The sequence below is a fragment of the Pseudomonas sp. MPC6 genome (genome assembly GCF_006094435.1).
GTDB lineage: Bacteria > Pseudomonadota > Gammaproteobacteria > Pseudomonadales > Pseudomonadaceae > Aquipseudomonas.
Map to the genome: position 1 here is coordinate 5,125,736 of NZ_CP034783.1, position 23,682 is coordinate 5,149,417.

27 protein-coding genes are annotated in these 23,682 nt (G+C 58.5%); 2 read left to right on the forward strand and 25 right to left on the reverse strand.

Annotated elements, in window-relative coordinates; genetic code table 11:
- Positions 1-10: 10 nt before the first annotated feature.
- The 17 genes from ELQ88_RS25635 to ccmA form a co-directional block, all read right to left on the reverse strand.
- Positions 11-1,087 carry a carbon-phosphorus lyase complex subunit PhnI gene (locus ELQ88_RS25635; RefSeq protein ID WP_138968562.1) on the reverse strand — a complete coding sequence of 359 codons (1,077 nt, stop codon included), beginning with the start codon at positions 1,085-1,087 and terminating at the stop codon, positions 11-13.
- Entirely contained in the window at positions 1,087-1,686 is a 600-nt protein-coding gene (phnH, locus tag ELQ88_RS25640; protein WP_138968564.1) for a phosphonate C-P lyase system protein PhnH, read from the reverse strand. The genes ELQ88_RS25635 and phnH overlap by 1 nt, the downstream gene beginning before the upstream one ends.
- A complete protein-coding gene (gene phnG, locus ELQ88_RS25645) occupies positions 1,686-2,132 on the reverse strand; it encodes a phosphonate C-P lyase system protein PhnG (RefSeq protein WP_138968566.1) in 447 nt (148 codons plus the stop codon). The genes phnH and phnG overlap by 1 nt, the downstream gene beginning before the upstream one ends.
- A 14-nt stretch (positions 2,133-2,146) precedes the next feature.
- The gene (gene phnF / locus ELQ88_RS25650) at positions 2,147-2,851 is read right to left on the reverse strand and encodes a phosphonate metabolism transcriptional regulator PhnF (protein WP_138968568.1); all 705 of its coding nucleotides are present in this window, start codon (positions 2,849-2,851) and stop codon (positions 2,147-2,149) included.
- Positions 2,852-2,888: 37 nt separating this feature from the next.
- Entirely contained in the window at positions 2,889-3,671 is a 783-nt protein-coding gene (gene phnE / locus ELQ88_RS25655) for a phosphonate ABC transporter, permease protein PhnE (RefSeq protein WP_138968570.1), read from the reverse strand.
- 149 nt (positions 3,672-3,820) lie between these two features.
- The gene (gene phnD / locus ELQ88_RS25660) at positions 3,821-4,834 is read right to left on the reverse strand and encodes a phosphonate ABC transporter substrate-binding protein (RefSeq protein WP_128869712.1); all 1,014 of its coding nucleotides are present in this window, start codon (positions 4,832-4,834) and stop codon (positions 3,821-3,823) included.
- 35 nt (positions 4,835-4,869) lie between these two features.
- The gene (phnC, locus tag ELQ88_RS25665; RefSeq protein WP_128869711.1) at positions 4,870-5,703 is read right to left on the reverse strand and encodes a phosphonate ABC transporter ATP-binding protein; all 834 of its coding nucleotides are present in this window, start codon (positions 5,701-5,703) and stop codon (positions 4,870-4,872) included.
- Between the two features lie 234 nt (positions 5,704-5,937).
- Positions 5,938-6,348 (reverse strand): hypothetical protein, encoded by a 411-nt coding sequence (locus ELQ88_RS25670; RefSeq protein WP_138968572.1) that lies wholly within the window; start codon positions 6,346-6,348, stop codon positions 5,938-5,940.
- A 14-nt stretch (positions 6,349-6,362) separates the two neighbouring features.
- A complete protein-coding gene (ccmI, locus tag ELQ88_RS25675) occupies positions 6,363-7,565 on the reverse strand; it encodes a c-type cytochrome biogenesis protein CcmI (protein ID WP_138968574.1) in 1,203 nt (400 codons plus the stop codon).
- Positions 7,558-8,031: a cytochrome c-type biogenesis protein gene (locus ELQ88_RS25680; RefSeq protein WP_128869465.1), complete on the reverse strand. Its 474-nt coding sequence runs from the start codon at positions 8,029-8,031 to the stop codon at positions 7,558-7,560. The genes ccmI and ELQ88_RS25680 overlap by 8 nt, the downstream gene beginning before the upstream one ends.
- A complete protein-coding gene (locus ELQ88_RS25685; RefSeq protein WP_138968576.1) occupies positions 8,028-8,564 on the reverse strand; it encodes a DsbE family thiol:disulfide interchange protein in 537 nt (178 codons plus the stop codon). Before ELQ88_RS25685 ends, ELQ88_RS25680 begins: the two co-directional genes overlap by 4 nt.
- A complete protein-coding gene (locus ELQ88_RS25690) occupies positions 8,561-10,549 on the reverse strand; it encodes a heme lyase CcmF/NrfE family subunit (protein ID WP_128869467.1) in 1,989 nt (662 codons plus the stop codon). Before ELQ88_RS25690 ends, ELQ88_RS25685 begins: the two co-directional genes overlap by 4 nt.
- A 1-nt stretch (position 10,550) precedes the next feature.
- Positions 10,551-11,006: a cytochrome c maturation protein CcmE gene (gene ccmE, locus ELQ88_RS25695; protein WP_138968578.1), complete on the reverse strand. Its 456-nt coding sequence runs from the start codon at positions 11,004-11,006 to the stop codon at positions 10,551-10,553.
- Positions 11,003-11,179 (reverse strand): heme exporter protein CcmD, encoded by a 177-nt coding sequence (gene ccmD, locus ELQ88_RS25700; RefSeq protein WP_128869469.1) that lies wholly within the window; start codon positions 11,177-11,179, stop codon positions 11,003-11,005. The genes ccmE and ccmD overlap by 4 nt, the downstream gene beginning before the upstream one ends.
- Complete coding sequence (locus tag ELQ88_RS25705; protein ID WP_128869470.1) at positions 11,176-11,931, reverse strand: heme ABC transporter permease; 756 nt, start codon at positions 11,929-11,931, stop codon at positions 11,176-11,178. Before ELQ88_RS25705 ends, ccmD begins: the two co-directional genes overlap by 4 nt.
- A gap of 94 nt (positions 11,932-12,025) precedes the next feature.
- The gene (ccmB, locus tag ELQ88_RS25710; RefSeq protein WP_093225052.1) at positions 12,026-12,694 is read right to left on the reverse strand and encodes a heme exporter protein CcmB; all 669 of its coding nucleotides are present in this window, start codon (positions 12,692-12,694) and stop codon (positions 12,026-12,028) included.
- Positions 12,691-13,326, reverse strand: a complete 636-nt coding sequence (gene ccmA, locus ELQ88_RS25715) for a cytochrome c biogenesis heme-transporting ATPase CcmA (protein ID WP_128869471.1) — start codon at positions 13,324-13,326, stop codon at positions 12,691-12,693. The genes ccmB and ccmA overlap by 4 nt, the downstream gene beginning before the upstream one ends.
- Positions 13,327-13,524: 198 nt before the next feature.
- On the opposite strand from ccmA, the gene ELQ88_RS25720 reads away from it, so the two are divergent.
- Positions 13,525-15,096, forward strand: a complete 1,572-nt coding sequence (locus tag ELQ88_RS25720; RefSeq protein ID WP_138968579.1) for a flagellar hook-length control protein FliK — start codon at positions 13,525-13,527, stop codon at positions 15,094-15,096.
- On the forward strand, positions 15,093-15,422 hold the full coding sequence (locus tag ELQ88_RS25725) for an EscU/YscU/HrcU family type III secretion system export apparatus switch protein (protein WP_128869473.1): 330 nt from the start codon (positions 15,093-15,095) through the stop codon (positions 15,420-15,422). Before ELQ88_RS25720 ends, ELQ88_RS25725 begins: the two co-directional genes overlap by 4 nt.
- Positions 15,423-15,963: 541 nt before the next feature.
- On the opposite strand, the gene ELQ88_RS25730 is transcribed toward ELQ88_RS25725, so the two are convergent.
- The 8 genes from ELQ88_RS25730 to ELQ88_RS25765 form a co-directional block, all read right to left on the reverse strand.
- Entirely contained in the window at positions 15,964-16,989 is a 1,026-nt protein-coding gene (locus ELQ88_RS25730) for a DUF6396 domain-containing protein (RefSeq protein ID WP_228761564.1), read from the reverse strand.
- A 2-nt stretch (positions 16,990-16,991) separates the two neighbouring features.
- Entirely contained in the window at positions 16,992-17,411 is a 420-nt protein-coding gene (locus ELQ88_RS25735; protein ID WP_138968581.1) for a hypothetical protein, read from the reverse strand.
- A 40-nt stretch (positions 17,412-17,451) separates the two neighbouring features.
- A complete protein-coding gene (locus tag ELQ88_RS25740) occupies positions 17,452-18,477 on the reverse strand; it encodes a DUF6396 domain-containing protein (protein ID WP_228761565.1) in 1,026 nt (341 codons plus the stop codon).
- A 126-nt stretch (positions 18,478-18,603) separates the two neighbouring features.
- Entirely contained in the window at positions 18,604-18,894 is a 291-nt protein-coding gene (locus ELQ88_RS25745) for a hypothetical protein (RefSeq protein WP_128869331.1), read from the reverse strand.
- Positions 18,895-18,934: 40 nt separating this feature from the next.
- A complete protein-coding gene (locus ELQ88_RS25750) occupies positions 18,935-19,960 on the reverse strand; it encodes a DUF6396 domain-containing protein (protein ID WP_228761566.1) in 1,026 nt (341 codons plus the stop codon).
- Between the two features lie 2 nt (positions 19,961-19,962).
- Positions 19,963-20,658: a phospholipase D-like domain-containing protein gene (locus ELQ88_RS35075; RefSeq protein WP_138968583.1), complete on the reverse strand. Its 696-nt coding sequence runs from the start codon at positions 20,656-20,658 to the stop codon at positions 19,963-19,965.
- Between the two features lie 40 nt (positions 20,659-20,698).
- Positions 20,699-21,718: a sel1 repeat family protein gene (locus ELQ88_RS25760; RefSeq protein ID WP_228761567.1), complete on the reverse strand. Its 1,020-nt coding sequence runs from the start codon at positions 21,716-21,718 to the stop codon at positions 20,699-20,701.
- Between the two features lies 1 nt (position 21,719).
- Positions 21,720-23,681 (reverse strand): phospholipase D-like domain-containing protein, encoded by a 1,962-nt coding sequence (locus tag ELQ88_RS25765; protein ID WP_138968585.1) that lies wholly within the window; start codon positions 23,679-23,681, stop codon positions 21,720-21,722.
- Position 23,682: the final 1 nt, after the last annotated feature.

The window sequence follows — 23,682 nt, forward strand, 5'->3', positions numbered from 1 at the left end:
GTTGCTCAGGTCATTCATGGCTGTGGCCCTCGGCCGGTTTGCGCAGTTTGCGGATCAGCTCCAGCTCGGCCTGGAAGTCCACGTAGTGCGGTAATTTGAGGTGCGAGACAAAACCGGCGGCCTCGACGTTGTCGCAGTGCATCAGCACGAACTCCTCCTGTTGCGCCGGGGACAGGATCTCTTCGTTGTACTCCCCGGCCCGCAGCGCACGGTCGACCAGCGCCATGCCCATGGCCTTGCGCTCGGCGTGGCCGAAGGCCAGGCCATAACCGCGGGTGAACTGCGCCAGCTCGGTGGCGGAGCCGACGAACTGGTTGACCATTTCGCACTCGGTGACTTCGATGCTGCCCAGGCAGACGGGAAAACCCAGCTCTTCGGGGTCGATCCACACCTCGACCTCGCCGATGCGAATCTCCCCGGCGAACGGATGATTGCGGCCATATCCGCGCTGGGTGGAATAACCCAGCGCCAGCAGAAACCCTTCATCGCCACGGGCCAGGGCCTGCAAGCGCTGGGCGCGGCTGGCGGGCAGTTCCAGCGGGTCGCGGGTGATGTCCGCGACGCTGTCGCTGTTGTCGGCCTCGTTCTTGATCAGGCCTTCCTTGGCCAGTAAACCGAGCACCCGTGGGCAGGGTTCAAGACGCGCATCCGCAGTGACGGCCGGCCCCGGGTATTCGCCTTCGGCAAGCAACGCAAAGTCCAGCAGACGATGGGTGTAATCGAAAGTCGGCCCCAGCAACTGCCCGCCCGGCACGTCCTTGAAGGTGGCCGACAAACGTCGACTGAGCTGCATGTTTGAGGTGTCGATCGGCAGGCTCGGGCTGAAACGCGGCAACGTAGTGCGATAGGCCCGCAGCAGGAAGATCGCCTCGACCAGATCCCCCGCCGCTTGCTTGATCGCCAGTGCGGCCAGTTCCTCGTCGTACAGCGAGCCTTCGCTCATCACCCGGGCCACGGCCAGCGGCAGTTGCTGGCGGATCTGCTCGACGCCGAGTTCAGTGACTGCAGGATCGCCCCGACGTTTTTTGGCCAGCAGACGGTGGGCGTTGTCGATGGCCTGTTCGCCACCCTTGACGGCTACATACATCAGACAGGCTCCTGGGTGGTGTGGATGACCCGCGTGCTGCGCGGCAGGCCGATAACGTCGTGACCGGCGCTGAAAAACAGGTCCAGTCCCCGGGGAAATTCGTTGCGCCGTTCACGTTCACGCCAGAAGCCATCGGCCACGGGCAGCGCCACGCCGTGCTCGTGCTCGATCCCCGGTCCGCGCCAGCCCAGCCCTGCCCCGCCGTCCAGGCTCGGCAGCTGAACCAGCAAAGTGCAGGACTGATCCGGGTAGCGATCGTTGCCATGGTCGAAGTCGCTGAGATCGAGCAGGTCCTCGGCCGCGAGCACGGCAAACCGCGCATCTTCGCGGCGTGGGGTCAGCGGGCAACCACAGTGAAAGGCCAGGTTGGCGCGGATCGTCGGCGTGTCGAAGGACGGTGCCAGCCACAGCGGCGTGTCGGCATCCAGCAAGGCCAGGCACAACCCGTAGGTCGCCGGCGCCAACCCTTCAAGGCGTGGGGAGGCGTGCAGGGTCTGGATCGATCCGGGCCCGGCCAGCGCCTTGAGCGCGGCGCGAAAACCGCGCTGGGCATCCAGCACCGGGTCGTTGAACGCCGGTTGCAACAACGGTGCGCTCATCAGTTTTCTCCTCGCACGAGGGTGAAGAATTCGACTTTGGTGGCGGCGGTTTCCGCCTCTTTTTGCGCCCGGCGTTGTGCCTGGGCGCTGGCCAGCGGCGTGATCACTTCTTCAAGCCAACGACGCTGTTGCGTGCCCTGCAAATGAGCGTCGGCCAGGGCCGCCAACTCGGCGTGGACCTTGTCGCGGCCCGCCAGGTAGCTGTAACCGGTACGCCCATCGGCCAGGCGCACGACGCAGCGGGTCACGCTCATTTCGCCGACGTTGAAGGGCGCACCGTTGCCGCCCATGCGGCCACGGACCAGGGTCATGCCGATTTCCGGGGCGCGGATCAGTTGGTATTCAATGTCGCGCAGCGCGGCCTCAAACGGCTGCAATTCGCCGCGACGGGCGCGGGCCAGCACGCCGATCCAGTGCTGCCGCGCAGCGTAAGGAACAGGGTTCATGGTTGAGTTCTCCATCAGATGACGACCTGGTACTGGAAGCGATCCGAACGGCTGGTGGACTGGGCCAGCTCCACCGGGCGGCCGTCGCGATCGCGGGACAGGGTGAACACACTCAGCGCCGGCAAGTGCCGGGGCATCATCAGCAACGCGGCTTCTTCGCGGCTGGGCAAACGGGCGCCGATCAGGCTCAGGGTGCGGGTCAGTGGCAGGTCCCGTTCGCTCAAGTACTGCCGCAGGGATCCGCCGGTGTAGTCGGCCAGCAACGGCGCGTGGCTGGCGCAATAGCGATGACGGATCAGGCTGACCGGCTGGTGGTCGAGCTTGCGCAACGTCTGCAATTCGATCATCGGGGCCATCTCGGCAAGACCGAGGTGTTGCGCCTCTTCGCGGCTGGCAAAGCAGTAACGGCGCTTGAGCAGCACCGCCTCGACGCCCAGGCCCTGGGCCGATAACGACTGGCTGTAGGCACTGTCGGCCGCCATCGGATAAATCAGCGGCCGCTCCAGCACTTGAGTGCCCTTGCCCTGGCGGCGCAACAGGCTGCCTTCGAACACCAGCTCATCGATGGCGCGGCGCAAGGTATGGCGGTTGACCCCGAAACGTTCGGCCAACTGCACCTCCGCCGGCAGGAAATCCCCGGCCTGATAATCGGCCAGCTCACGGCGCAGGATGTCGGCCAGTTCGCGGTACACCGGTTCATCTTGTCTAGACAACTGCATGCTTAAAAAAAAGCGCCCGGGGGCACCCCTCCGAAATTCAGATGAACCGCTTGCGCAGGCGTTGCGACAGGATGTCGATCAGGCTGACGACGACTATGATGACCAGCAACACCGCACAGGTCTGGACGAACTGAAAGGCGCGGATGTTCTCCCACAGAATCACCCCGATCCCGCCGGCACCGACCATCCCGACCACCGTCGCCGAGCGCACGTTGGCCTCGAAACGGTAAAGCGCGTAGGACACCCACAGCGGCATCACTTGCGGAATAACGCCGTAGATCACCTCTTGCAGGGCGCTGGCACCGGTCGCGCGAACACCTTCCACCGGGCCCGGGTCGATGGCCTCGACCGCTTCGGCGAACAGCTTGGCGAGCACCCCGGTGGTGCTGATCCACAGCGCCAGCACCCCGGCGAATGGCCCCAGCCCGACCGCCACCACAAACAACATGGCAAACACCATTTCGTTGATCGAACGGAAGGCATCCATCACCCGCCGCAGCGGCTGGTGAATCCACCAGGGGGTGATGTTCTCGGAGCAGAGAATCCCCAGGGGGATCGAGCAGACGATCGCCAGCACCGTGCCCCACAACGCGATTTGTACGGTGACGATCATTTCCTTGAGGTAGGCGCGCCATTCGTGGAAGTCAGGCGGGAAAAAATCGGCGGCGAAGGTCGCCATGTTTCCCGAATCGCGGTACAGCGCCATCGGGTTCATCTCGGCGCCGTGCCAGGCCCAGGCCAGCAGGACCAGGAACAAGCCCCAACCGGCGTACTGCGGCCAGGTGCGCTTGCCGACAGCTTCAGCGTGCAGAGTGGTCATAGGGTTTCTCTAAAAATGCGCAATGCAAAAACCTGTAGGAGCGAGCTCGCTCGCGATGGTCGTTAACGATGACGCGGGAAGCCTGGAGAAACGCGGGGCCCTTGAGTTCTTGGCGAGCAAGCTCGCTCCTACAAGAGCCCCGCGGTGGATCAACCGGCATTGGCGGTCTTTTTATCGGTGGATTTCTCAAGGAAGGTCAGGCGCTCTTGCAGCTTCGCCAGCTCGGCATCGATCTCGGCCAGGCGCTTGGCCTTGTCCGCCGCCTCAAGCTTGGTGTCGGCATTGATCGTGGTGCGCTGCTTGAACAGCTCAAGCTGACGGATCGGCAGCAACTGGTCGTCGCTGGAGGCCAGGAACTTGCCCAGCTGCATGCCCTTGAGCACCGCTTTCTCGGACTCGGTATCGCCATAGCTGAAGATGAAATCGCGGATCTTGTTCTTCTCGCGATCGCTCAGGGCCTTGCTCCACACCAACGGGTCGGCAGGGATCAGCGGCGACTTCCAGATCACCTTGAGCAATGCAGCCTTGTCCGGCTGGGTCACTTCCAGGCGGTCCCAGCTTTCCGTGTTGAACGTCGCCACATCCAGTTGCCCCTTGGCCACGCTCAAGGCGTTGACCTCATGGCTGGAGTTGAGGGTGCGCTTGAACGCGGTGGCCGCATCGACCCCGTTCTTGGCGAACACGTAATAGCCCGGCACCAGATAGCCCGAGGTGGAATTCGGATCGCCGTTGCCGAAGGTCAGGGACTTAGCGTTTTTCAGCATGTCGTCGACGGAGTTGATCGGGCTGTCCTTGCGCACGATCAGCAGGCTCCAGTAGCCGGCGGCACCGCTGGCGGCTGCGGTCTGGGCGAAGATCTCGCCATTGGAGCGGTCTACCGCTTCGATGGCGGCCTTGTTGCCCAGCCAGGCGACGTCGACCTTGTTGAAGCGCATGCCCTGGATCAGGCCGGCATAGTCGGAGGCGAAGGTGGCGTTGATCTTCAGGCCGGTCTTCTTGTGCATGTCGTCCAGAAACGGCTGCCAGATGCTCTTGAGGTTCTGCGAAGACTCGGTGGACATGATGCCGAAGTTGATGGCTTTATCTTCCGCCTGGGCGGTGCCCAGTACGCAGCTTGCAAGGAGTGTTGCGCCAGCAAAAACGCGACCGATACGGTTCAACATGGAAAGGATTCCTGAGGGTGCAAAATGGGGGGTGTTCACACGCGAGCCAGCACCAGCCGGGGCGCGGGTTCGGGGCGGCGGGCCTGCTCGGAAAACATCAGGCTGGCGTCGAGGTCGGCGCCGTACAGATCATTGAGGAACTGACTGCTGAGGTCGGCGGCGAGGCCATCGAAATGGATGCGCCCGCCCTTGAGTGCCACGGCACGCGGGCAATAACGCGTGGCGTAATCGACCTGATGCAGGGTGACCACCACGGTCTTGCCGTCGCGGCGGTTGATGTCGGCGAGGATCTCCATGACCTTGCGCGCCGACTCCGGGTCCAAGGACGCGATGGGCTCATCGGCCAGAATCACCTCGGCACGCTGGGTCAGGGCGCGGGCGATCGCCACCCGTTGCTGCTGGCCGCCGGACAAGGTCGACGCCCGTTGCGCCGCCAGGTCGGCCAGGCCGACACGGTCCAGGGACTCCATGGCGAACTGTTTTTCCTCGGCATTGAACAGGCCCAGATTGCCGCGCCAGCGTGGCATGCGGCCCAGGCAGCCGAGCAGCACGTTATCGAGCACGCTGAGGCGGTTGACCAGGTTGAACTGCTGGAAGATGTAGCCGATATCGGCCCGCAAGCGACGAACCTTGCCATTGAGCCGGCCGGACGCCTGCACTTCCCGCCCCAGCACCTTGACGCTGCCGCCATTGTTGCGATCGCAACAGGCCAGGCCCGCGAGGTGGCGCAACAAGGTGGATTTGCCGGAGCCGGAAGCGCCGATCAGCGCGACCATCTCACCGGCACCGATGGTGAGTTGGAGGTCGACCAGTGCAGTCTTGCGCGCAAAGGTCTTGTTCAGATGATCGACATGGATAGCTGCGTTCATGGGCTTCTCTGTCTGGTTGAACAGCCGTCCATGGCCGCTTTGAAGTTCAACCGACTTTAGGCACAGGCTGTGTCAGCCCTATGACTTGCACATGTCGCTGGGTTATCTATTTGATGAAGGTTTTGTGAAAGGTTGAGCCGCAAGGGTCAACCACAGGGTGTTGAGTTGAATTCACTATCCCTGGACGACCCACAAAAAAGGCGACCCGAAGGTCGCCTTGTGATGTGCTGACTGTTACTGCCCGAACTGCCGTCCCAACCCGCCCGGCACGCCCTGGATAGTGGTCTCTTCCCACGGCCCGTTGGGGCTGATCGAACGGCTCCAGCCGTTGTTCCAGCGGTAGTAGGTGCGCTGGCGGTAGAAGGTGTTGGGCTGATCATCGAGCACGTACACGCTGAGCTTGGGATCCCAGTGGCTGCTGCCACCCGGTGGCGGGGCGAAGCTGGCGGAGGTGCGAGGCAGCGGTTTGGCGGGCTTGGCCGGAATGCTCGGCTTGCTCGGCGTCGGTGCGGTAGACGGCGTCGGGCGGGGCTGCGAAGGCGGGATCGGCGGCAGCGGCGTCGGTGTCGGCTCGGGTCGCTGGACCGCGCAAGCGCTTAACCCCAAAACCATACTGAGCAGGGTGATACGAGCGATGGCGGTCATGGTTGCATTTCCTGTCATTTATCCGGACTGTCGATGGTCAGTTGTTGCGGTGCGGTGGTGCTGCTGGCCAAGGGCTGGCTGCGACCGATCCATTCGCCCGCCGTGGGTTGGCCGGCGCGGGAGATGCGTGCAACCAATTGGACTTCAGGGAAGTTCGACAGTTTCAACTGCGGCATCATGGCATCGGCATCGCCCAGTTCGACGGTCGCCGGCAAGTCGGCCACGGTCAGGCGTTTGGCGGCCAGCGGCGCGGGCGGGCCGGACGTGGCGCGGGCAAAGATGAACACGCTGTCGCCCGGCTGGACCTTGGCCTTGAGCTCGGGTGAAAGATCCACACGGACCTTGAGCACCGCGGCGACCTTGGCCGCCGGCGCCTGGGCCACCTTGCCGCCGCTGGCGACGAGTTTTTCGCTGGCCCGCGCAATCCCGCCTTGCAGCGCGGCACGGGAATTGTCCTCCGGCGGCAATTGCGCCAGCAGGCGATTCCAATAGTCGATGGCGTCCTGATAACGCTCGCTTTCGAACGCGGCGATACCGAGCAGGCCGAGGCTGGTGACCTCCTTCGGATCGGCCTTGAGCGCTTCGTCGGTCAAGGCCTGGACCTTGTCCGACCACTTCTTGCCGTCGGCGAAGTACTGGGCCTGGGCCCACTGACCGAGCAGCTCCGGCTGACGCCCGGCCAGGCTGACCGTGCGTTCGAAGATCTTCGCCGCGTCGCCAGGACGCTCCTGAGCCATGTAGGTGCGACCGAGGAAGTACAGGCCTTCAGCCGAATCCGGCTGCGCCTCGACCGCGCGCTCCAGGCGACGGGTCATCTCTTCCATCGACTGTGGCGCCTGGGCGAATTCGCGGGTCAGCTCGACCTTGTCGCTGGCCCCGAAATGCAGGTACAGGCCAAGGCCCAGCACCGGCACCAGAATTGCCGCCAGCAAGGGCCACGGTTTGCCCAGGCGCGACACGCGCGGCGCCTCGACGCCTTCGGTGTCCGCCAGCAACTCACGCGCCGCTTCGGCGCGGCCGGTGTCCATTTGCACGGCGTCGAGAACGCCCCCTTCCTGCTGGGTTTGCAGTTCGGCCACGCGTTCCTGATAGAGCGCGACGTTGAGGGCGGTACGATCCTCTTCCAGCTGGGCGCGTCGGCCACGCAGAACGGGGATCAGCAGAAAACTCAGGGCAACCAGTAGCAGCAGACCTGCAGCGAGCCAGAAATCAATCATTCTTGGTTTTATCCAACAGGTGGTCGAGGCGCTCACGCTCCTCGGCAGAGAGCTCATCCTTGGTCGCAGCGCGTTGCACGCGACGACGGCGGACGATCACGGCAATGATCACGAAACCGCCCAGCAGCAGGCCGGCGGGGCCGAACCAGAGCACGGCGGTCTTGGCGTTCAGCGCGGGTTTGTAGCGGACGAAATCACCGTAGCGGTCGACCATGAAATCGATGATCTGCTGGTTGTCCTTGCCCTCGCCGAGCATGCGGAAAATCTCTTTGCGCAGGTCGGCGGCAATCGGTGCGTTGGAATCGGCGATGTCCTGATTCTGGCACTTGGGGCAGCGCAGTTCTTTGGTCAACTCGCGAAAACGCTCGCGATCGCCTTCCTTGGCGAACTCATAAGTGTCGATGGCCGCGTGCGCCACGCCGGCCATGCTCAAGCCCAACACCACAGCGGCTATCCAGCGCTTCATGGCTTGGCCTCATCCACCAGCGCCTGATACTTGGCCGCCAGTTTTTCGCGCCAGACCTGCTCGTCGATCACCCCGACGAACTTGTCGCGGATGATGCCCTTGGCGTCGATGAAGAACGTTTCCGGGGCACCATACACGCCGAGGTTCAGGCCCAACGTGCCCGCATCGTCGCGGATGTCCAGCTGGTACGGATTGTGGAATTCTTCCAGCCACTTCAAGGCATCGACGTTGATGTCCTTGTAGTTGATGCCGTAGATCAGCACGCCCTTCTCGGCCAGCTTGTTCAGCACCGGGTGCTCGACCCGGCAGGAAATGCACCAGGTGCCCCAGACGTTGACCAGCGCCGGTTTGCCGAGGAGGTCGGCCCGGGTCAGGATCTTGTCGCCCTGCACCGCGGGCAGGGAGAACTCCGGGAACGGCTTGTTGATCATCGCCGAGGGCAGCTCGGCCGGGTTCAGGTACAGGCCGCGGTACAGGAACACGGCAACCACCAGGAAAACCGCCAGGGGCAACAGCATCAGCCAACGTCTCATGCGGTCGCTCCCGTCATGCCCAGTGCTTCACGCACGCGGCTTTTCACCTTGACCCGGTAACGCCGATCCAGCGCCGCCAGCAACCCGCCGAGACCGGTGAGCAGGCCGCCGAACCAGATCCAGCGCACGAACGGCTTGACGTGCACGCGCACGGCCCAGGCGCCATCGCCCAGCGGTTCACCGAGGGCAACGTAGAGATCGCGGGTGAAACCGGCGTCGATCCCGGCTTCGGTCATCACCGAATTCTGCACGGTGTACAACCGTTTTTCCGGGTGCAGCACGCTGATTTCCTTGCCATCGCGGATCACCCGAACGGTGCCCTTGTCAGAGGTGAAGTTCGGGCCTTCGTAGTGCTTGGCGCCTTCGAACACGAATTGGTAACCGCCCAGGTCCATGGATTCGCCCGGCGCCAGGCGCAGGTCGCGCTCGGCACTGTTCTGGCTCGACAGCACGACACCCAGGGCGCACACGGCAATGCCGAGGTGCGCGATCTGCATGCCCCAATAGCTGCGGGTCAGGGTCGGCAGGCCTTTGATCAGGCCCTTGTGGCGAGTCTTGTCGACGATGTCGCGAGCGCCGGCCAGCAACACCCAGGCCGCGAGCATGAAGGTGGCGATCACCGCCCAGTTGAAATCACCGTAAGCGACGCCAGCCACCACCGCCAACGCGGCGCTGCCGAGCAACACCGGGGTCAACATGCCCACCAGCCATTTGACCGGGGTGTCTTTCCAGCGCACCAGCATGCCGACCGCCATCACCATCATCAGCAACGCCATCAATGGAATGAACAACGCGTTGAAGTACGGCGGGCCGACCGACAGCTTGGCGCCGGTCATTGAGTCGAGGATCAGCGGGTACAAGGTGCCGAGCAGAATCATCGAAGCCGCCACCACCAGCACCAGGTTGTTGCCCAGCAGCAGGGTCTCCCGGGACCAGAGGTTGAAGCCGACGTGACTCTTGACCACCGGTGCACGCAGGGCGAACAGCGTCAGCGACCCACCGACCACAAACAACAGGAAGATCAGGATGAACACGCCACGCTCGGGGTCGGACGCAAAGGCGTGCACCGACGTCAGCACACCGGAACGGACGAGGAAGGTCCCGAGCAGGCTCAACGAGAACGCGGCGATGGCCAGCAGCACGGTCCAGCTCTTGAACACGCCACGCTTTTCCGTGACCGCCAACGAGTGAATCAGCGCCGTACCGACCAGCCAAGGCATGAAGGAGGCGTTTTCCACCGGGTCCCAGAACCACCAGCCGCCCCAGCCGAGCTCGTAATAGGCCCACCAGGAGCCCAGCGTGATGCCGATGCCGAGGAAGGCCCAGGCGACGATGGTCCACGGACGGGACCAGCGCGCCCACGCCGCATCGAGACGACCGCCGAGCAACGCGGCGATGGCAAAGGCGAAGGCCACGGAGAAACCGACATAACCCATGTACAGCATCGGCGGGTGAACGATCAGGCCGATGTCCTGCAGCAAGGGGTTGAGGTCATGACCGTCCGTGGGAATCTGCGGCAGGATCCGTTCGAACGGGTTGGACGTCAGGATCAGGAACAGCAGGAAACCGATGCTGATCATGCCCATGATCGCCAGCACCCGCGCCAGCATTACTTGCGGCAACTGTCGCGAGAATACCGACACGGCGAAGGTCCAGCCGCCGAGGATCATCGCCCACAGCAGCAACGAGCCTTCGTGAGCACCCCATACCGCGCTGAATTTGTAGTACCAGGGCAAGGCGCTGTTGGAGTTGTTGGCGACGTAAGCCACGGAGAAGTCGTCGACCATGAACGCATACGTCAGGCAACCGAAGGCGAACAGCAGAAACGCGAATTGCCCCCAGGCCGCCGGCTGGGCGAGGCTCATCCACAAGCGGTCGCCGCGCCAGGCACCCAGCAATGGCACCACGGCCTGGACCAGCGCGAAACACAGCGCCAGGATCATTGCCAGGTGGCCCAGTTCGGGAATAAAGATGCCAGAAGTCATATCAACCCTCCTTCGCGGGTGTCGGGGCGGATTGACCACTGTCTTTCAAGGCCTTGGTCACTTCCGGCGGCATGTACTTTTCATCGTGTTTGGCCAGCACTTCATCCGCCACCACGACGCCATCGGCGTTGATTTTGCCCAGGGCGACGATGCCCTGCCCCTCACGGAACAGGTCCGGCAGGATGCCACGGTAGCTGATGGTCACGGATTTGTTGAAATCGGTGACGATGAATTTCACATCCAGTGAATCGCCGGAACGCGTCAGCGACCCCGCCTCGACCATGCCGCCGGCGCGGATGCGCGTGTCTTGCGGGGCTTCGCCGTTGGCGATCTGGGTCGGCGTGTAAAACAGGTTGATGTTCTGTTGCAGGGCGCTCAGGGCCAGGCCGACGGCGGCGCCGACGCCGACCAGGATCGCGAGAATGATGATGAGACGCTTTTTACGCAGGGGATTCACTTGCCGTTCTCCCGGCGCAAACGACGCGCCTCTTGTTGCAGATACCGCTTGCGGGCCAGGACCGGCGCCGCCACGTTGAGGACCAGGACCGCCAGGCAGATGCCATAGGCCGACCAGACATACAGGCCGTGATGGCCCATGGCGAAAAAGTCGCCGATTGAAGCAAAACTCATCGAGCGGCCTCCAGGCTGTTCTGCACTTCGGCCTTGACCCAGCTGGCGCGGGCTTCGCGCTTGAGCACTTCAAGGCGCATGCGCAGCAACAGCACGGCGCCGAAGAAACAGTAGAAACCCAACACCGTCAGCAGCAGTGGCAGCCACATCTCTGCAGGCATCGCCGGTTTTTCGGTGAGGGTGAAGGTCGCGCCCTGGTGCAGGGTGTTCCACCACTCCACCGAGTACTTGATGATCGGGATATTGATCACGCCGACGATCGCCAGCACCGCGCAGGCCTTGGCCGCGCTGTCACGATTGCTGATCGCGTTGCCCAGCGCAATGAGACCGAAGTACAGAAACAGCAGGATCAGCATGGACGTTAGTCGCGCATCCCAGACCCACCACGAACCCCAGGTCGGTTTACCCCAGATCGCGCCGGTGACCAGCGCCACGGCGGTCATCCAGGCACCGACGGGCGCCGCGCATTGCAGGGCGACGTCGGCCAGTTTCATCTTCCAGACCAGCCCGACGATGCCGCACACGGCCAGCATCACGTAGATGGACTGCGCGAGCATGGCGGCCGGGACGTGGATATAGATGATGCGAAAGCTATTGCCTTGCTGGTAGTCCGGCGGCGCGAAGGCCAACCCCCATACTACGCCAACGCCGATCAGCAGCAACGCCGCGACGCCAAGCCACGGCAGCAGTTTGCCGCTGATGCCGTAAAACCATTTGGGTGAGCCGAGCTTATGAAACCAGGTCCAATTCATTGCTGTTTCCATCACGGTTGCCACTCGTTGTCACGAGTTGGCCAGGGTCTGCTTTTTTAAGCAAAAATGGTTAAAAAATAACCAGACCTCATTATTATTCGCCGACGCTGATCTTCAGGCCAGCAGCTATTGCAAAAGGTGTCAGGGTTATCGCCAGGGCGGTCAGGCTACCAAGCCACAGGAGATAACCGGTCGCCGGCATGCCCTGCAAGGCCGCCTGCAAGGCGCCACTGCCCAGGATCAACACCGGGATGTACAACGGCAGGATCAGCAACGCCAGCAGCAGGCCGCCTCGCTTCAACCCCACCGTCAACGCCGCGCCCACCGCACCGAGCAGGCTCAGCACCGGTGTACCCAGCAATAACGAAAGCAGCAACACCGGCAGACAGGCGGCAGGCAAACCGAGCATCAATGCCAGCAGTGGTGCCAGCAAAACCAGTGCCAGGCCAGAGAAGGCCCAGTGTGCCAGTACCTTGGCCAATACCAGAAGAGGCAGGGGGTGCGACGAAAGGACCCACTGCTCGAGGGAACCGTCCTCGAAATCACTGCGGAAAAGCCCGTCCAGCGAGAGCAAAACCGATAAAAGGGCCGCTACCCAGACCAGTCCCGGAGACAAGGTTTGCAACAATTGAGACTCGGGCCCGACCGCCAACGGGAACAGGGAAACGACGATCGCGAAGAATACGAGCGGATTGGCCAGTTCCGCGGGACGGCGGAACAGCAGACGGGCCTCACGGGCGACCAACAGGCCGAAGACACTCATACGGCCCAATTCCCCAGATCGATGTCGCGATAACCCGCCGGCATCCGGCTCAGGGTGTGATGCGTGGTCAGCACCACCATGCCACCGCGCTCGCAATGGGCGGCCAGGTGTTCCTCGAGCTGCGCCACGCCTTGTTTATCGAGCGCGGTAAAGGGCTCATCGAGGATCCACAGTGCCGGGCTGTCCAGGTACAACCGCGCCAATGCCACGCGGCGCTGCTGGCCGGCAGACAGGGTATGGCAGGGAACATCCTCGAAACCGCGCAGACCGACAGCGGCCAGCGCTTGCCAGATCGCCTCATGGGAGGCCGGTCGGTGCAAGGCGCAGAGCCAGCTCAGGTTTTCTTCCGGGGTCAGCAGGTCCTTGATCCCGGCGGCATGGCCGATCCACAGCAGGTTGTGCGCCAGTTCACTGCGTTGCTCGTTCAGCGGCTGGCCGTTGAGCAGCACTTGACCGGCGGTCGGCTGCATCAGGCCGCACAACAAACGCAGCAGGCTGGTCTTGCCGCTGCCGTTAGGGCCACTGATTTGCACCATTTCGCCACTGGCCAGTCTCAATTCGAGATTTTCGAAAAGCAGCCGGAGGTCTCGCTCACAGGCAAGGGCAACGGTTTGCAGGACAGGACTGGTCAAGAGATCACGGGCCTTTACGGTTCAAGTCGGCAGCGGTGCGGCCGCTAAAGAGATGCAGGATAAATGCTTTGGCGGCTCGGTCTAAGGCGCCAGATCAAGAATTTGCAAATGATTTCAGCGCCCCGGATACAACGGGGCCGCATTATACATGCCATGCCCTACTCTCAAGAGGGCAATTTCCTCAGGTTGTGACCGCATATGACAGGCGAAATGAACATCCTCCCGCTACCGCCAACCGCGCCTGCGCCGCCACGTGCGCAGGCGGTCAGCGGCGAGCTGCTCAAGTTGCTGACGCCGATGGAGGGTTTGATCAGCACCGGTCAGAGCGCCAAGGCCGAAGTGCTGTCGCTCAAGCAGGCGGAACAGACTTTTCAACTGCTGCTGAAGGTCACCCTCGACAGCGGCCGCCAGACCACGGTCCAGGCCACCAGTGCCCAGCCGCTGCTCCAGGGCACCCGCCTGGCGATCACCCAGCCATCGGCAGGCAATCTGGCGGTCACCGTGCAACAGGCCGTCGCGTCCAGCGTCGCCACCCTCACCCGCATCGACACCGCGCAACTGCCGGCCGGCACCCTGCTGCAAGGCAAAGTGCAGACCTCGCAAGCGCTGCCCCAGGTGCCGGGCCAGCCAACGGTCTTTCGCTCGATGGTGAGCCTGCTCAATACGGCGTTGAGCGGCCGCACTCTAAGCATCGACAGCCCGCAGCCGCTGCGCATCGGCACCTTGTTGAGCGCCCGGGTGCAGGACGCCCAGACCTTGCAGTTCGTGCCGTTGAGCAGCCGCCAGGAACAACTGGCCGTGACCCAGCAACTGGTCAGCCAGCAGAGTCGCCAGGGTTCGCTCGACGGGCTGTTGAAAATCCTGCAAAACCTGCCCGCGGATCAAACCTCCAGTGATGTGCGCGCGGCCGTGGACAAGCTGCTCGCCGGCCTGCCGGACGTTCACCAACTCAGTACGCCCAAGGGCCTGGCCCAGGCACTGGCCAGCAGCGGGCTGTTCCTCGAAGCGAAGCTGCTCGGCGGGCAGAACCCGACGCTGGCACCGGACATGAAGGGCGACCTGCTCAAGCTGATCGCACAATTGACCCCGGGATTGCCGGCCAACACCAACCTGAATGCGCTCATTGCCGCCAATACCCTGGCCCAGGCCATGCCGGGGTTCGTGCGCAGCGCCCTCGGCATGCTGGGGCAGGTCAGCGCCAAACCGTCGCCGACCAGCTTCCCCCTGCCCGAACGCCTGCTGCAAAGCGCAGACGGCGAGGACGATCTCGAGCACCTGCTGCGCTTGGCGGCTGCAGCGGTTTCACGCTTGCAAAGCCATCAGCTGTCGAGCCTGGAACAGACCGGCATGACCAGTGACGGACGCCTGATGAGCACCTGGCAACTGGAAATCCCGATGCGCAACATGCAGGACATCGTGCCATTGCAGGTCAAGTTCCAGCGCGAAGACGCTCCCGAACAGCAGCAGCCAAAGGAACGTCAAGAAGAACGCCCGCCCAAACAACACCTCTGGCGCGTCGAACTGGCGTTCGACATGGAGCCGCTGGGGCCGTTGCAGGTGCAGGCGCAGTTAATCAGTGGCAGCCTCTCCAGCCAGCTATGGGCCGAGCGGCCGTATACCGCGAGCCTGATCGAAAGCAATCTGGCGGCACTGCGCCAACGCCTGCTGGATTCAGGCCTGAACGTCGGCGACATCGATTGCCACCTCGGCACACCGCCGCAAGGCGCCCAAACCCGTCTCGAACAACGCTGGGTCGACGAAACCGCATGAAAACCCCTGACACCCCACGCCAGGCCATCGCCCTCAAGTACGACGGCAGCCACGCCCCCACCCTCACGGCCAAGGGCGACGACGCACTGGCCGAAGCCATTCTGAAAATTGCCCGCGATTATGAAGTGCCGATCTACGAGAACGCCGAACTGGTGAAGCTGCTGGCGCGGATGGAATTGGGGGAAAGTATTCCAGAGGAGTTGTATCGCACGATTGCCGAGATTATTGCGTTTGCGTGGAATCTCAAGGGGAAATTCCCTGAGGGGCAGGATCCGGATGGGCCGATGGTCGAGAAGGACATCACCGATCGCGGGGATGATTATTAAGGTTTCGACGACGCCATCGCGAGCAAGCTCGCTCCTACACTGGAAATTACATTGCACATCCAAATAGCCTGAAATATATCCAAGAAACCGTTGCGGCTTCTCGGGCTCGTAGGTTTCTATCGTACCGAAATGACGGATCTGTTTTCCATCCATGTTAAATATCCTGATACTATTTTAATTTAAAACTTATTCAACCATTACACTCACCACAAAAAAGCGAGCGCATTCATTAAATACCCAGCACAATTAAAAAAAACACTATCAGTTGTAATAGTATCTACGCCCACAGGAAACCTCACCCTAATAGGTTTGAATTTTGTTTCGTTATTGGCGGGGACACGCAACGGGGGGATTACTGAGGATTTGAGGACGCCACATTGTAGGAGCAAGCTTGCTCGCGAAAATCGTCAACGATGACGCGTTATACCTGGCAAACCGCGGCGCTCGTTGGTTTTTCGCGAGCAAGCTTGCTCCTACAGGGGATCGTGAACGGCCCTGCCAGTTTTTGTGGATCGGTTACGTTCAATCCTAGCGTAACCACCTAGGCTTTTCCGGCAGATAGAGGCAAGCCAGTGGCAGGATCAAGGCCTTTCTCGGCGCTGAGTTTTTCGATCAGTTCTGAAGACGGAATGACTGGAACAGCAGAGTCTCGCTCACGTTTCCACTGGAAAGTGCCATCCCACTCGGGGAGGATGGCTGGTGGGAGTGGGACGATGTTATCGAGATCAGGAATTTTGGCTCCGAGGTGTTCGTGGCGGGTAAGGAAGGCGCTTATTTTGTTATAGCGCTCGACTCGCTCATCATCTTTTTGTAAAGCCAAGTAGTAAAGCCGCTCAGACTTAGGTGGTCCTTCGAAGGCATACGCCAGTCGATGTGCACTACTGTCGTCGCCATTTCGAATTGCAGTTTGATAGCCTTGTAGGGATTGCTGATAAAGCCCAATGACCTTTGAATAACTAGAATAATCTCTTCCTGCCAAGCGATTACCCTGCTCCATAGCACACTTGTACATCGACAACATGATTTCAGAGGTATTTGGAACATTAGTTAAAAGCCTACCAATATAATACTGAGCGTCCGGATTGCCCATATCGGCAGCCCGTCGAAAATACGTTCTGGACGCAGCGACATCCTTCTTCACGCCATAACCCAATTCGAGATAATGTGCCATATCGTAGTAAGCACCAGGAATTCCCATTGCAATAAAATGTTCGGCCAAATCGATAGTTTCCTTGCTGGTATCTGGGGAAGTGGCTTGTCCAACTGACAGAATATATTGCAAATTAGTCGCCGCTTTGTAATGGTCGTGAGCAGCAGCGATGCGATAATAGCGCGCAATTTCGTCGTAGTCCTTCTTACCTTTTAGTTTCTCCAAATAGAGAGAATAACGATAGAAAAGATCTGCGTCTTTTTTCAATGGAGGCAGAAACTTCACCTCGTGCACACATTTAAATTCTAATCTCGAGTAAGCAAAATCCACCTGTGATGCGTCTGGCATATCTTTCTCCTTTTCTGAGCACGCAGCCACAACAAAACATAAAAATAAAATAACCCATAATTTTTTCATATTTAGTCCAAATTTTTCCCGGCTGAACTTTCCTGCAAAAACTCAACCAACGAAGCGGTGGGGGGGGATAGCGGAGTTGCACCGCTATTCCTTTGCGAGCCTGACCCTTTTTTAATTACATTTCGCACCTTCAGGCCGTTAATGTCCGTACTGGAAATACCCGCGTTATCCTTATCCGGAAATTCCTTTTCCAACTGTGCCACCTTGGCGCGCGCCTTGGCTAAATCATCCAATAAGGTTTGGTAGTAGTGGGCAGCCGCTACATCGCGATCGAAATTCCGCATTTTCTTGAAGATCCCCGCATTGACGCTGGCCAACCGCTCGGTTTGCCGGGCCTGCTCAAGCGCGGCGATGGGTTGACGAGGGGCTAGTAGGTCGACATGGGTTTCTTTGTGCCAGGCCTCGCAAAAGTTGTGGTTCATTTCGGGAAGATCTGTTGTGAGTGGGCTTGGCGAAAACTGGCTAGGGTTTTCTAACCGTCAGGGGTAATCCGGTGGAGGGATCAAGCCCCTTCTCGGCGCTGAGTTTTTCGATCAGCTCTGGAGACGGAATGACTGGAACAGCAGAGTCGCGTTCACGTTTCCATTGGAAAGTGCCATCCCATTCGGGGAGGACGGCTGGTGGGAATGGGACGATGCTCTCAAGGTCTGGGACCTTTGCACCAAGATGTTCATGACGTGTTAGAAAATTATATATTTCATGGTAGCGTTCCACTCGCTCTACGTCTCTTTGTAAAGATAAATAGTAGAGTCTATCGGACGCGATTGGACCATTAAAAGACTTCGATAAGTTTCTAGCACTGTTAGCATTTCCAGAACGAGTCGCATACTGATAACCTTCCAATGACTCTTGATAAAGACCTAAGACCTTCGAATAACTTGCGTAATCTCTTCCCGCCAATGGATGGCCCTGCTCCATAGCACACTTGTACATCGCCCTCATGATATCGCCACCATTGGGCACATACGAAAGCAGTTTACCAATGTAGTATTGGGCGTCCGGATTCCCCATGTCGGCAGACCGGCGAAAATACGCTCTGGACGCAGCGACGTCCTTCTTCACGCCATAACCCAATTCTAGATAATGTGCCATATCGTAGTAAGCACCAGGAATTCCCATTGCAATAAAATGTTCGGCCAAATCGATAGTTTCCTTGCTGGTATCTGGGGAAGTGGCTTGTCCAACTGACAGAATATATTGCAAATTAGTCGCCGCTTTGTAATGGTCGTGAGCAGCAGCGATGCGATAATAGCGCGCAATTTCGTCGTAGTCCTTCTTACCTTTTAGTTTCTCCAAATAGAGAGAATAACGATAGAAAAGATCTGCGTCTTTTTTCAATGGAGGCAGAAACTTCACCTCGTGCACACATTTAAATTCTAATCTCGAGTAAGCAAAATCCACCTGTGATGCGTCTGGCATATCTTTCTCCTTTTCTGAGCACGCAGCCACAACAAAACATAAAAATAAAATAACCCATAATTTTTTCATATTTGCCCAAATTTTTCCTGGCTGAACTTTCCTGCAAAAACTCAACCACCGAAGCGGTGGGAGACAGTGGAGTTGCACCGCTATTTCTTTGCGAGCCTGACCCTTTTTTAATTACATTTCGCACCTTCAGGCCGTTAATGTCCGCACTGGAAATACCCGCGTTATCCTTATCCGGAAATTCCCTTTCCAACTGCGCCACCTTGGCGCCGCCTTGGCTAAATCATGCACAAAGGTTTGGTAGTAGTGAGCAGCCGCTACATCGCGATCGACATCCCGCACTTTCTTGAAGATCCCCGCATTGACGCTGGCCAACCGCTCGGTTTGCCTGGCCTGCTCAAGCGCGGCGATGGGTTGACGAGGGGCTAGCAGGTCGACATGGGTTTCTTTGTGCCAGGCCTCGCAAAAGTTGTGGTTCATTTCGGGGAGATCTGTTGTGAGTGGGCTTGGCGAAAACTGGCTAGGGTTTTCTATCAGACAGGGATAATCCGGTGGAGGGAGCAAGCCCCTTCTCGGCGCTGAGTTTTTCGATCAGTTCGGAAGACGGAATGACTGGAACAGCAGAGTCGCGTTCACGTTTCCATTGGAAAGTGCCATCCCATTCGGGGAGGACTGCTGGTGGAAGTGGGACGATTTTATCCAAGTCTGGAACCTTAGCCCCTAGATGTTCGTGACGCGTCAGGAAATCACTGATTTTGTTATATCGGCTGACTCGTTCGAGATCTCTTTCAAGTGCGAGGTAATAGAGCCTCGTAGAAGCGGGCGGCCCCTCGAAAGCGTTCGCCAGAGTATTTGCACTTGTGTCGCTTCCATTTCGAATTGCAGTCTGATAACTTTTTACGGACTCACTATAAAGACCCGAAACCTTTAAGTAAGACGCATAGTACATCCCCGCAGACCGATGACCTTGCTCCATCGCACACTTATACATTGCAAGCATGACATCTGCGGTATTTGGAACGCTAGAAAGAAGCCTGCCTATGTAATACTGAGCTTCAGGACTGCCCATATCAGCAGCCCTTCTAAAGCAAGCTTTGGAAGCAACAACATCTTGTTTAACGCCATAACCTACCTCAAGGTAATGCGCCATATCGTAGTAGGCGCCCGGAATTCCTTTTTCTACAAAATACTCTGCTAGATCGATAGTTTCCTTACTGGCATGAGGCGAACTGGCTTGACCTGTCGACAGTAAGAGTTGCAAATTAGTGGCAGCTTTGTAGTGATCATTCGCAGCGGCGATTCGATAGTAGCGTGCAATATCGTCATAATTTTTCTTCCCCTTGAGTTTTTCCAGATAAACACCATACCGGTAGAGATTATCCGCATCCTTGTTCAATGCAGGTAAAGAGCCCTCCTCATGTACACAGTGAAATTTTAACCGCGCGTAAGCAAAGTCTAGCTGCGAGACATCAGGCATGTCTTCTTCCTTTTTTGAACAAGCCGAAATCAATAAATACAGACAAATCAAAATATAAGCTTTCTTCATGATCAATCCAAGTTCTTCCTAACAGGACTGGACTGTAAAAACTCAACCACCGATGCAACAGGAGAACTTGATGACACTGAAGAATCTTCCGTCGAACTATTCATGCGCGCACTATTATTCTCCACGAGAATTTCCTCCCAACTTTTGTACACTGTTGACATCTGACCTCCAATGACACTACCCCCCGTATGCACCCCAAACAAATGCTCCCGCAACGGCCGAGTAATCGCCGGACCCTCAATACAAATATTCAACTCACTGTCCACCTGCATACTGCGCGTATTAATGTTCGCCGACCCCAGCGTGGTAAAGACGTCATCAACAATCATCAACTTGCTGTGCACATAGACATCCATCCAGTTGTCCGGCGGTGAGTCCGGCGCAACCAAGGTACAGATGTGCACCTTGAGTCCATTAATTTCTGTATTGGAAATACCCGCGCTGTCCTTATCCGGAAACTCCTTTTCCAACAGCACCACTTGGGCGCGTGCCTTGGCCAGATCGTCCAATAAGGTTTTGTAATAGTGAGCCGCCGCTACATCGCGATCGACATCCCGCACTTTCTTGAAGATCCCCGCATTGACGCTGGCCAACCGCTCGGTTTGCCTCGCCTGCTCAAGCGCGGCGATGGGTTGACGAGGGGCTAGCAGGTCGACATGGGTTTCTTTGTGCCAGGTCTCGCAAAAGTTGTGGTTCATTTCAGGAAGATCTGTTGTGAGTGGGCTTGGCGAAAACTGGCTAGGGTTTTCTAACCGTCAGGGGTAATCCGGTGGAGGGATCAAGCCCCTTCTCGGCGCTGAGTTTTTCGATCAGCTCTGGAGACGGAATGACTGGAACAGCAGAGTCGCGTTCACGTTTCCATTGGAAAGTGCCATCCCATTCGGGGAGGACCGCGGGCGGAAGTGGGACGATTTCATCCAAGTCTGGAACCTTAGCCCCAAGATGTTCGTGACGCGTCAGGAAATCACTAATACTGCTATACCGAGCCACTCTCTCTGTATCTTTTTCAAGACCAAGGTAGTACAAATCATCGGAAGCAGGTGGTCCTTTGAATGCACCAGCCAGACTATAAGCGCTCATATCATCGCCGTTTTTAATTGCTATTTGATAGCTCTGTAGAGATCCGTGATAACGCTCCAATTCCTTCAGGTAATTCGCGTGCTTCCTTCCAGCTTCTTTATTACCCTGATCCATCGCGCACTTGTACATCGCAAGCATCACATCGGCGGCATTGGGCACAGAGGTTAACAGTTCAGCAATATAGTACTGTGCGTCCGGGCTGCCCATATCGGCAGCTCTTCGAAAATAGGCTCTGGACGCAGCAACGTCTTGTTTAACACCGTAACCCATTTCGAGATAATGCGCCATGTCGTAGTAAGCCCCTGGAATTCCTAAGGCAATATAGTATTCGACCAAATCGATAGTTTCCGTGCTCGCGTCAGGGGACCGCGCCTGTCCAGTAGACAGTAAATATTGCAGGTTGGTTGCGGCTTTAAAGTGATCATGTACCGCAGCTATACGGTAATACCGTGCGATCTCATCATAGTTTTTCTTACCTCTGAGCTTCTCCAAGTAAAGGCTATAGCGAAAGAAAATATCTGCTTCCTTGTTCAGTACAGGTAGCGAACTATCCTCATGCACGCAATGAAATTCAAGTCTCGAATAGGCGAAGTCAATCTGCGAAGCATCAGGCATAGCTTCTTCCTTTTCTGAACAGGCCGAGGTAAAAAACAATAAAATAAAACATAGTTTCTTCATCTTAATCCAAGTTTTTTCTGGCCGGGCTTTCCTGCATAAACTCAACCAGTGAAGCAACAGGAGATTTTAGTTTCTGTGCAGTTTCTTTCTGCAAACCAAGCCCCCTCCTTGCTTTATTCTGCTCTATAATTTTCTTCCATTTCTTATAGATTTCTGACAACTCCTCCCCACCCCCAACCTCCCCGGTATGCACCCCAAACAAATGCTCCCGCAACGGCCGTGTAATCGCCGGATCCTCAATACAAATATTCAACTCACTGTCCACCTGCATACTGCGCGTATTAATGTTCGCCGACCCCAGCGTGGTAAAGACGTCATCAACAATCATCAACTTGCTGTGCACATAGACATCCATCCAGTTGTCCGGCGGTGAGTCCGGCGCAACCAAGGTACAGATATGCACCTTCAGGCCGTTAATGTCCGTACTGGAAATACCCGCGCTGTCCTTATCCGGAAACTCCTTTTCCAACAGCGCCACTTGGGCGCGTGCCTTGGCCAGATCGTCCAATAAGGTTTTGTAGTAGTGAGCCGCCGCTACATCGCGATCGACATCCCGCACTTTCTTGAAGACCCCCGCATTCACGCTGGCCAACCGCTCGGTTTGCCGGGCCTGCTCAAGTTCGGCGAGCAGGTCGTCGCGCCGCTCGGCCCTGGCCACTTCCGGCATCAGTTGTGGGCGCCCCAACTGCTTCAACATTCGGAACGTATTGACCGAGCCATCGCCCATGGCTTCCTGAGAGGAATTGGTCACGACAAAGAGGTAAAGCGGTCCGTCCGTCTCAAGGTCGCGGCCACCGTCGAGGAGGTTTTGCACCACGCTTTTGATCTTTTCCGCCAGCGGTGGCCAGCGGAAATACTGATTCTCGATGTAGATGAACTGGGTCATGTTGTTGACGGACTTCAGGTAGAGCTGCTCGATGTCTCTCTTACCTTCCTGGCTTTGGGTCCGGAGTACCTGCGCCATGACTGGTACGCCATGCCCTGGCCGTACGTGCAGTTGAGCGGCAATGGGTTGACGCGGGGTCAGCAGGTCGACATGGGTTTCTTTGTGCCAGGCCTCGCAAAAGTTGTGGTTCAGAAATTCCAGCACCGGGCCGGTGACTCGACTGGAAATGTCCTGCCGGGGCGTGGCGCCGTTGCGGCCGAACTGTGCGTGGTGACGTTCGTGACTGTGACGGTCATTGTCCCAATAGGCATCCAGGGTGTTATGCCCCATCACGAACCCCACGGCGATCTCCGGTTTTTCATAATCCACCAGGACCATTTTCTGGTGGTGGGTCGGCTCGGCAACCATCGCCACCGTACCCATGACTTTGTTGGTGGTGCTGCGCTCCTGATCCAACGCGTTCATCGCCAGCCGCCAGGCAATTTCTGCACGGTCCAGCAAGCCGAAGTCGCGGGTGACGAATTCGATGTTCCTGATGCCCAGGGAGGGATCATTGCCCCACATCAGCATGCGAAAGAAACGTTGCCCCAGCTCGATCGGACCGGTCTCCGCCCCGGTGTAGGCAAGCCTGATCTGGCGATACCACAACTTGTCATATTCGACTTGCTCGTCGTTGCGGTTCTGCTTGTACTTGCCGAACCAGTTCGTGACGTTGTCGCCGGGGGTCATGTTCTCTGAAGTCTGGGCGACGCGCAGCGAGTCGTACCAGCACAGGATTCGGACCTGGACACCTTCATTGGCTTTCTTGATCAGCAGATCACCGATGCGCAACGAGCTGGTGTCGCCCCGCTTGAAATACATCGACGGCTGAAAACCCCAGCAGATGATTTCCACGCTGCTTTTGGCCGCCATGATGGCGTCATACACCGCGCCGAACGCACGTTCGCCATTCACCAGCGGCTCGAAGGTGGCCGGAACAGGTGGGTACTCGGTGCATTCCACGAACCAGGGTAAATTGAGCTGGCACGAGTCGGTCTGGCGGGTGGCGATCGGGGTGGTGATTGAGGGTGTGGCCATG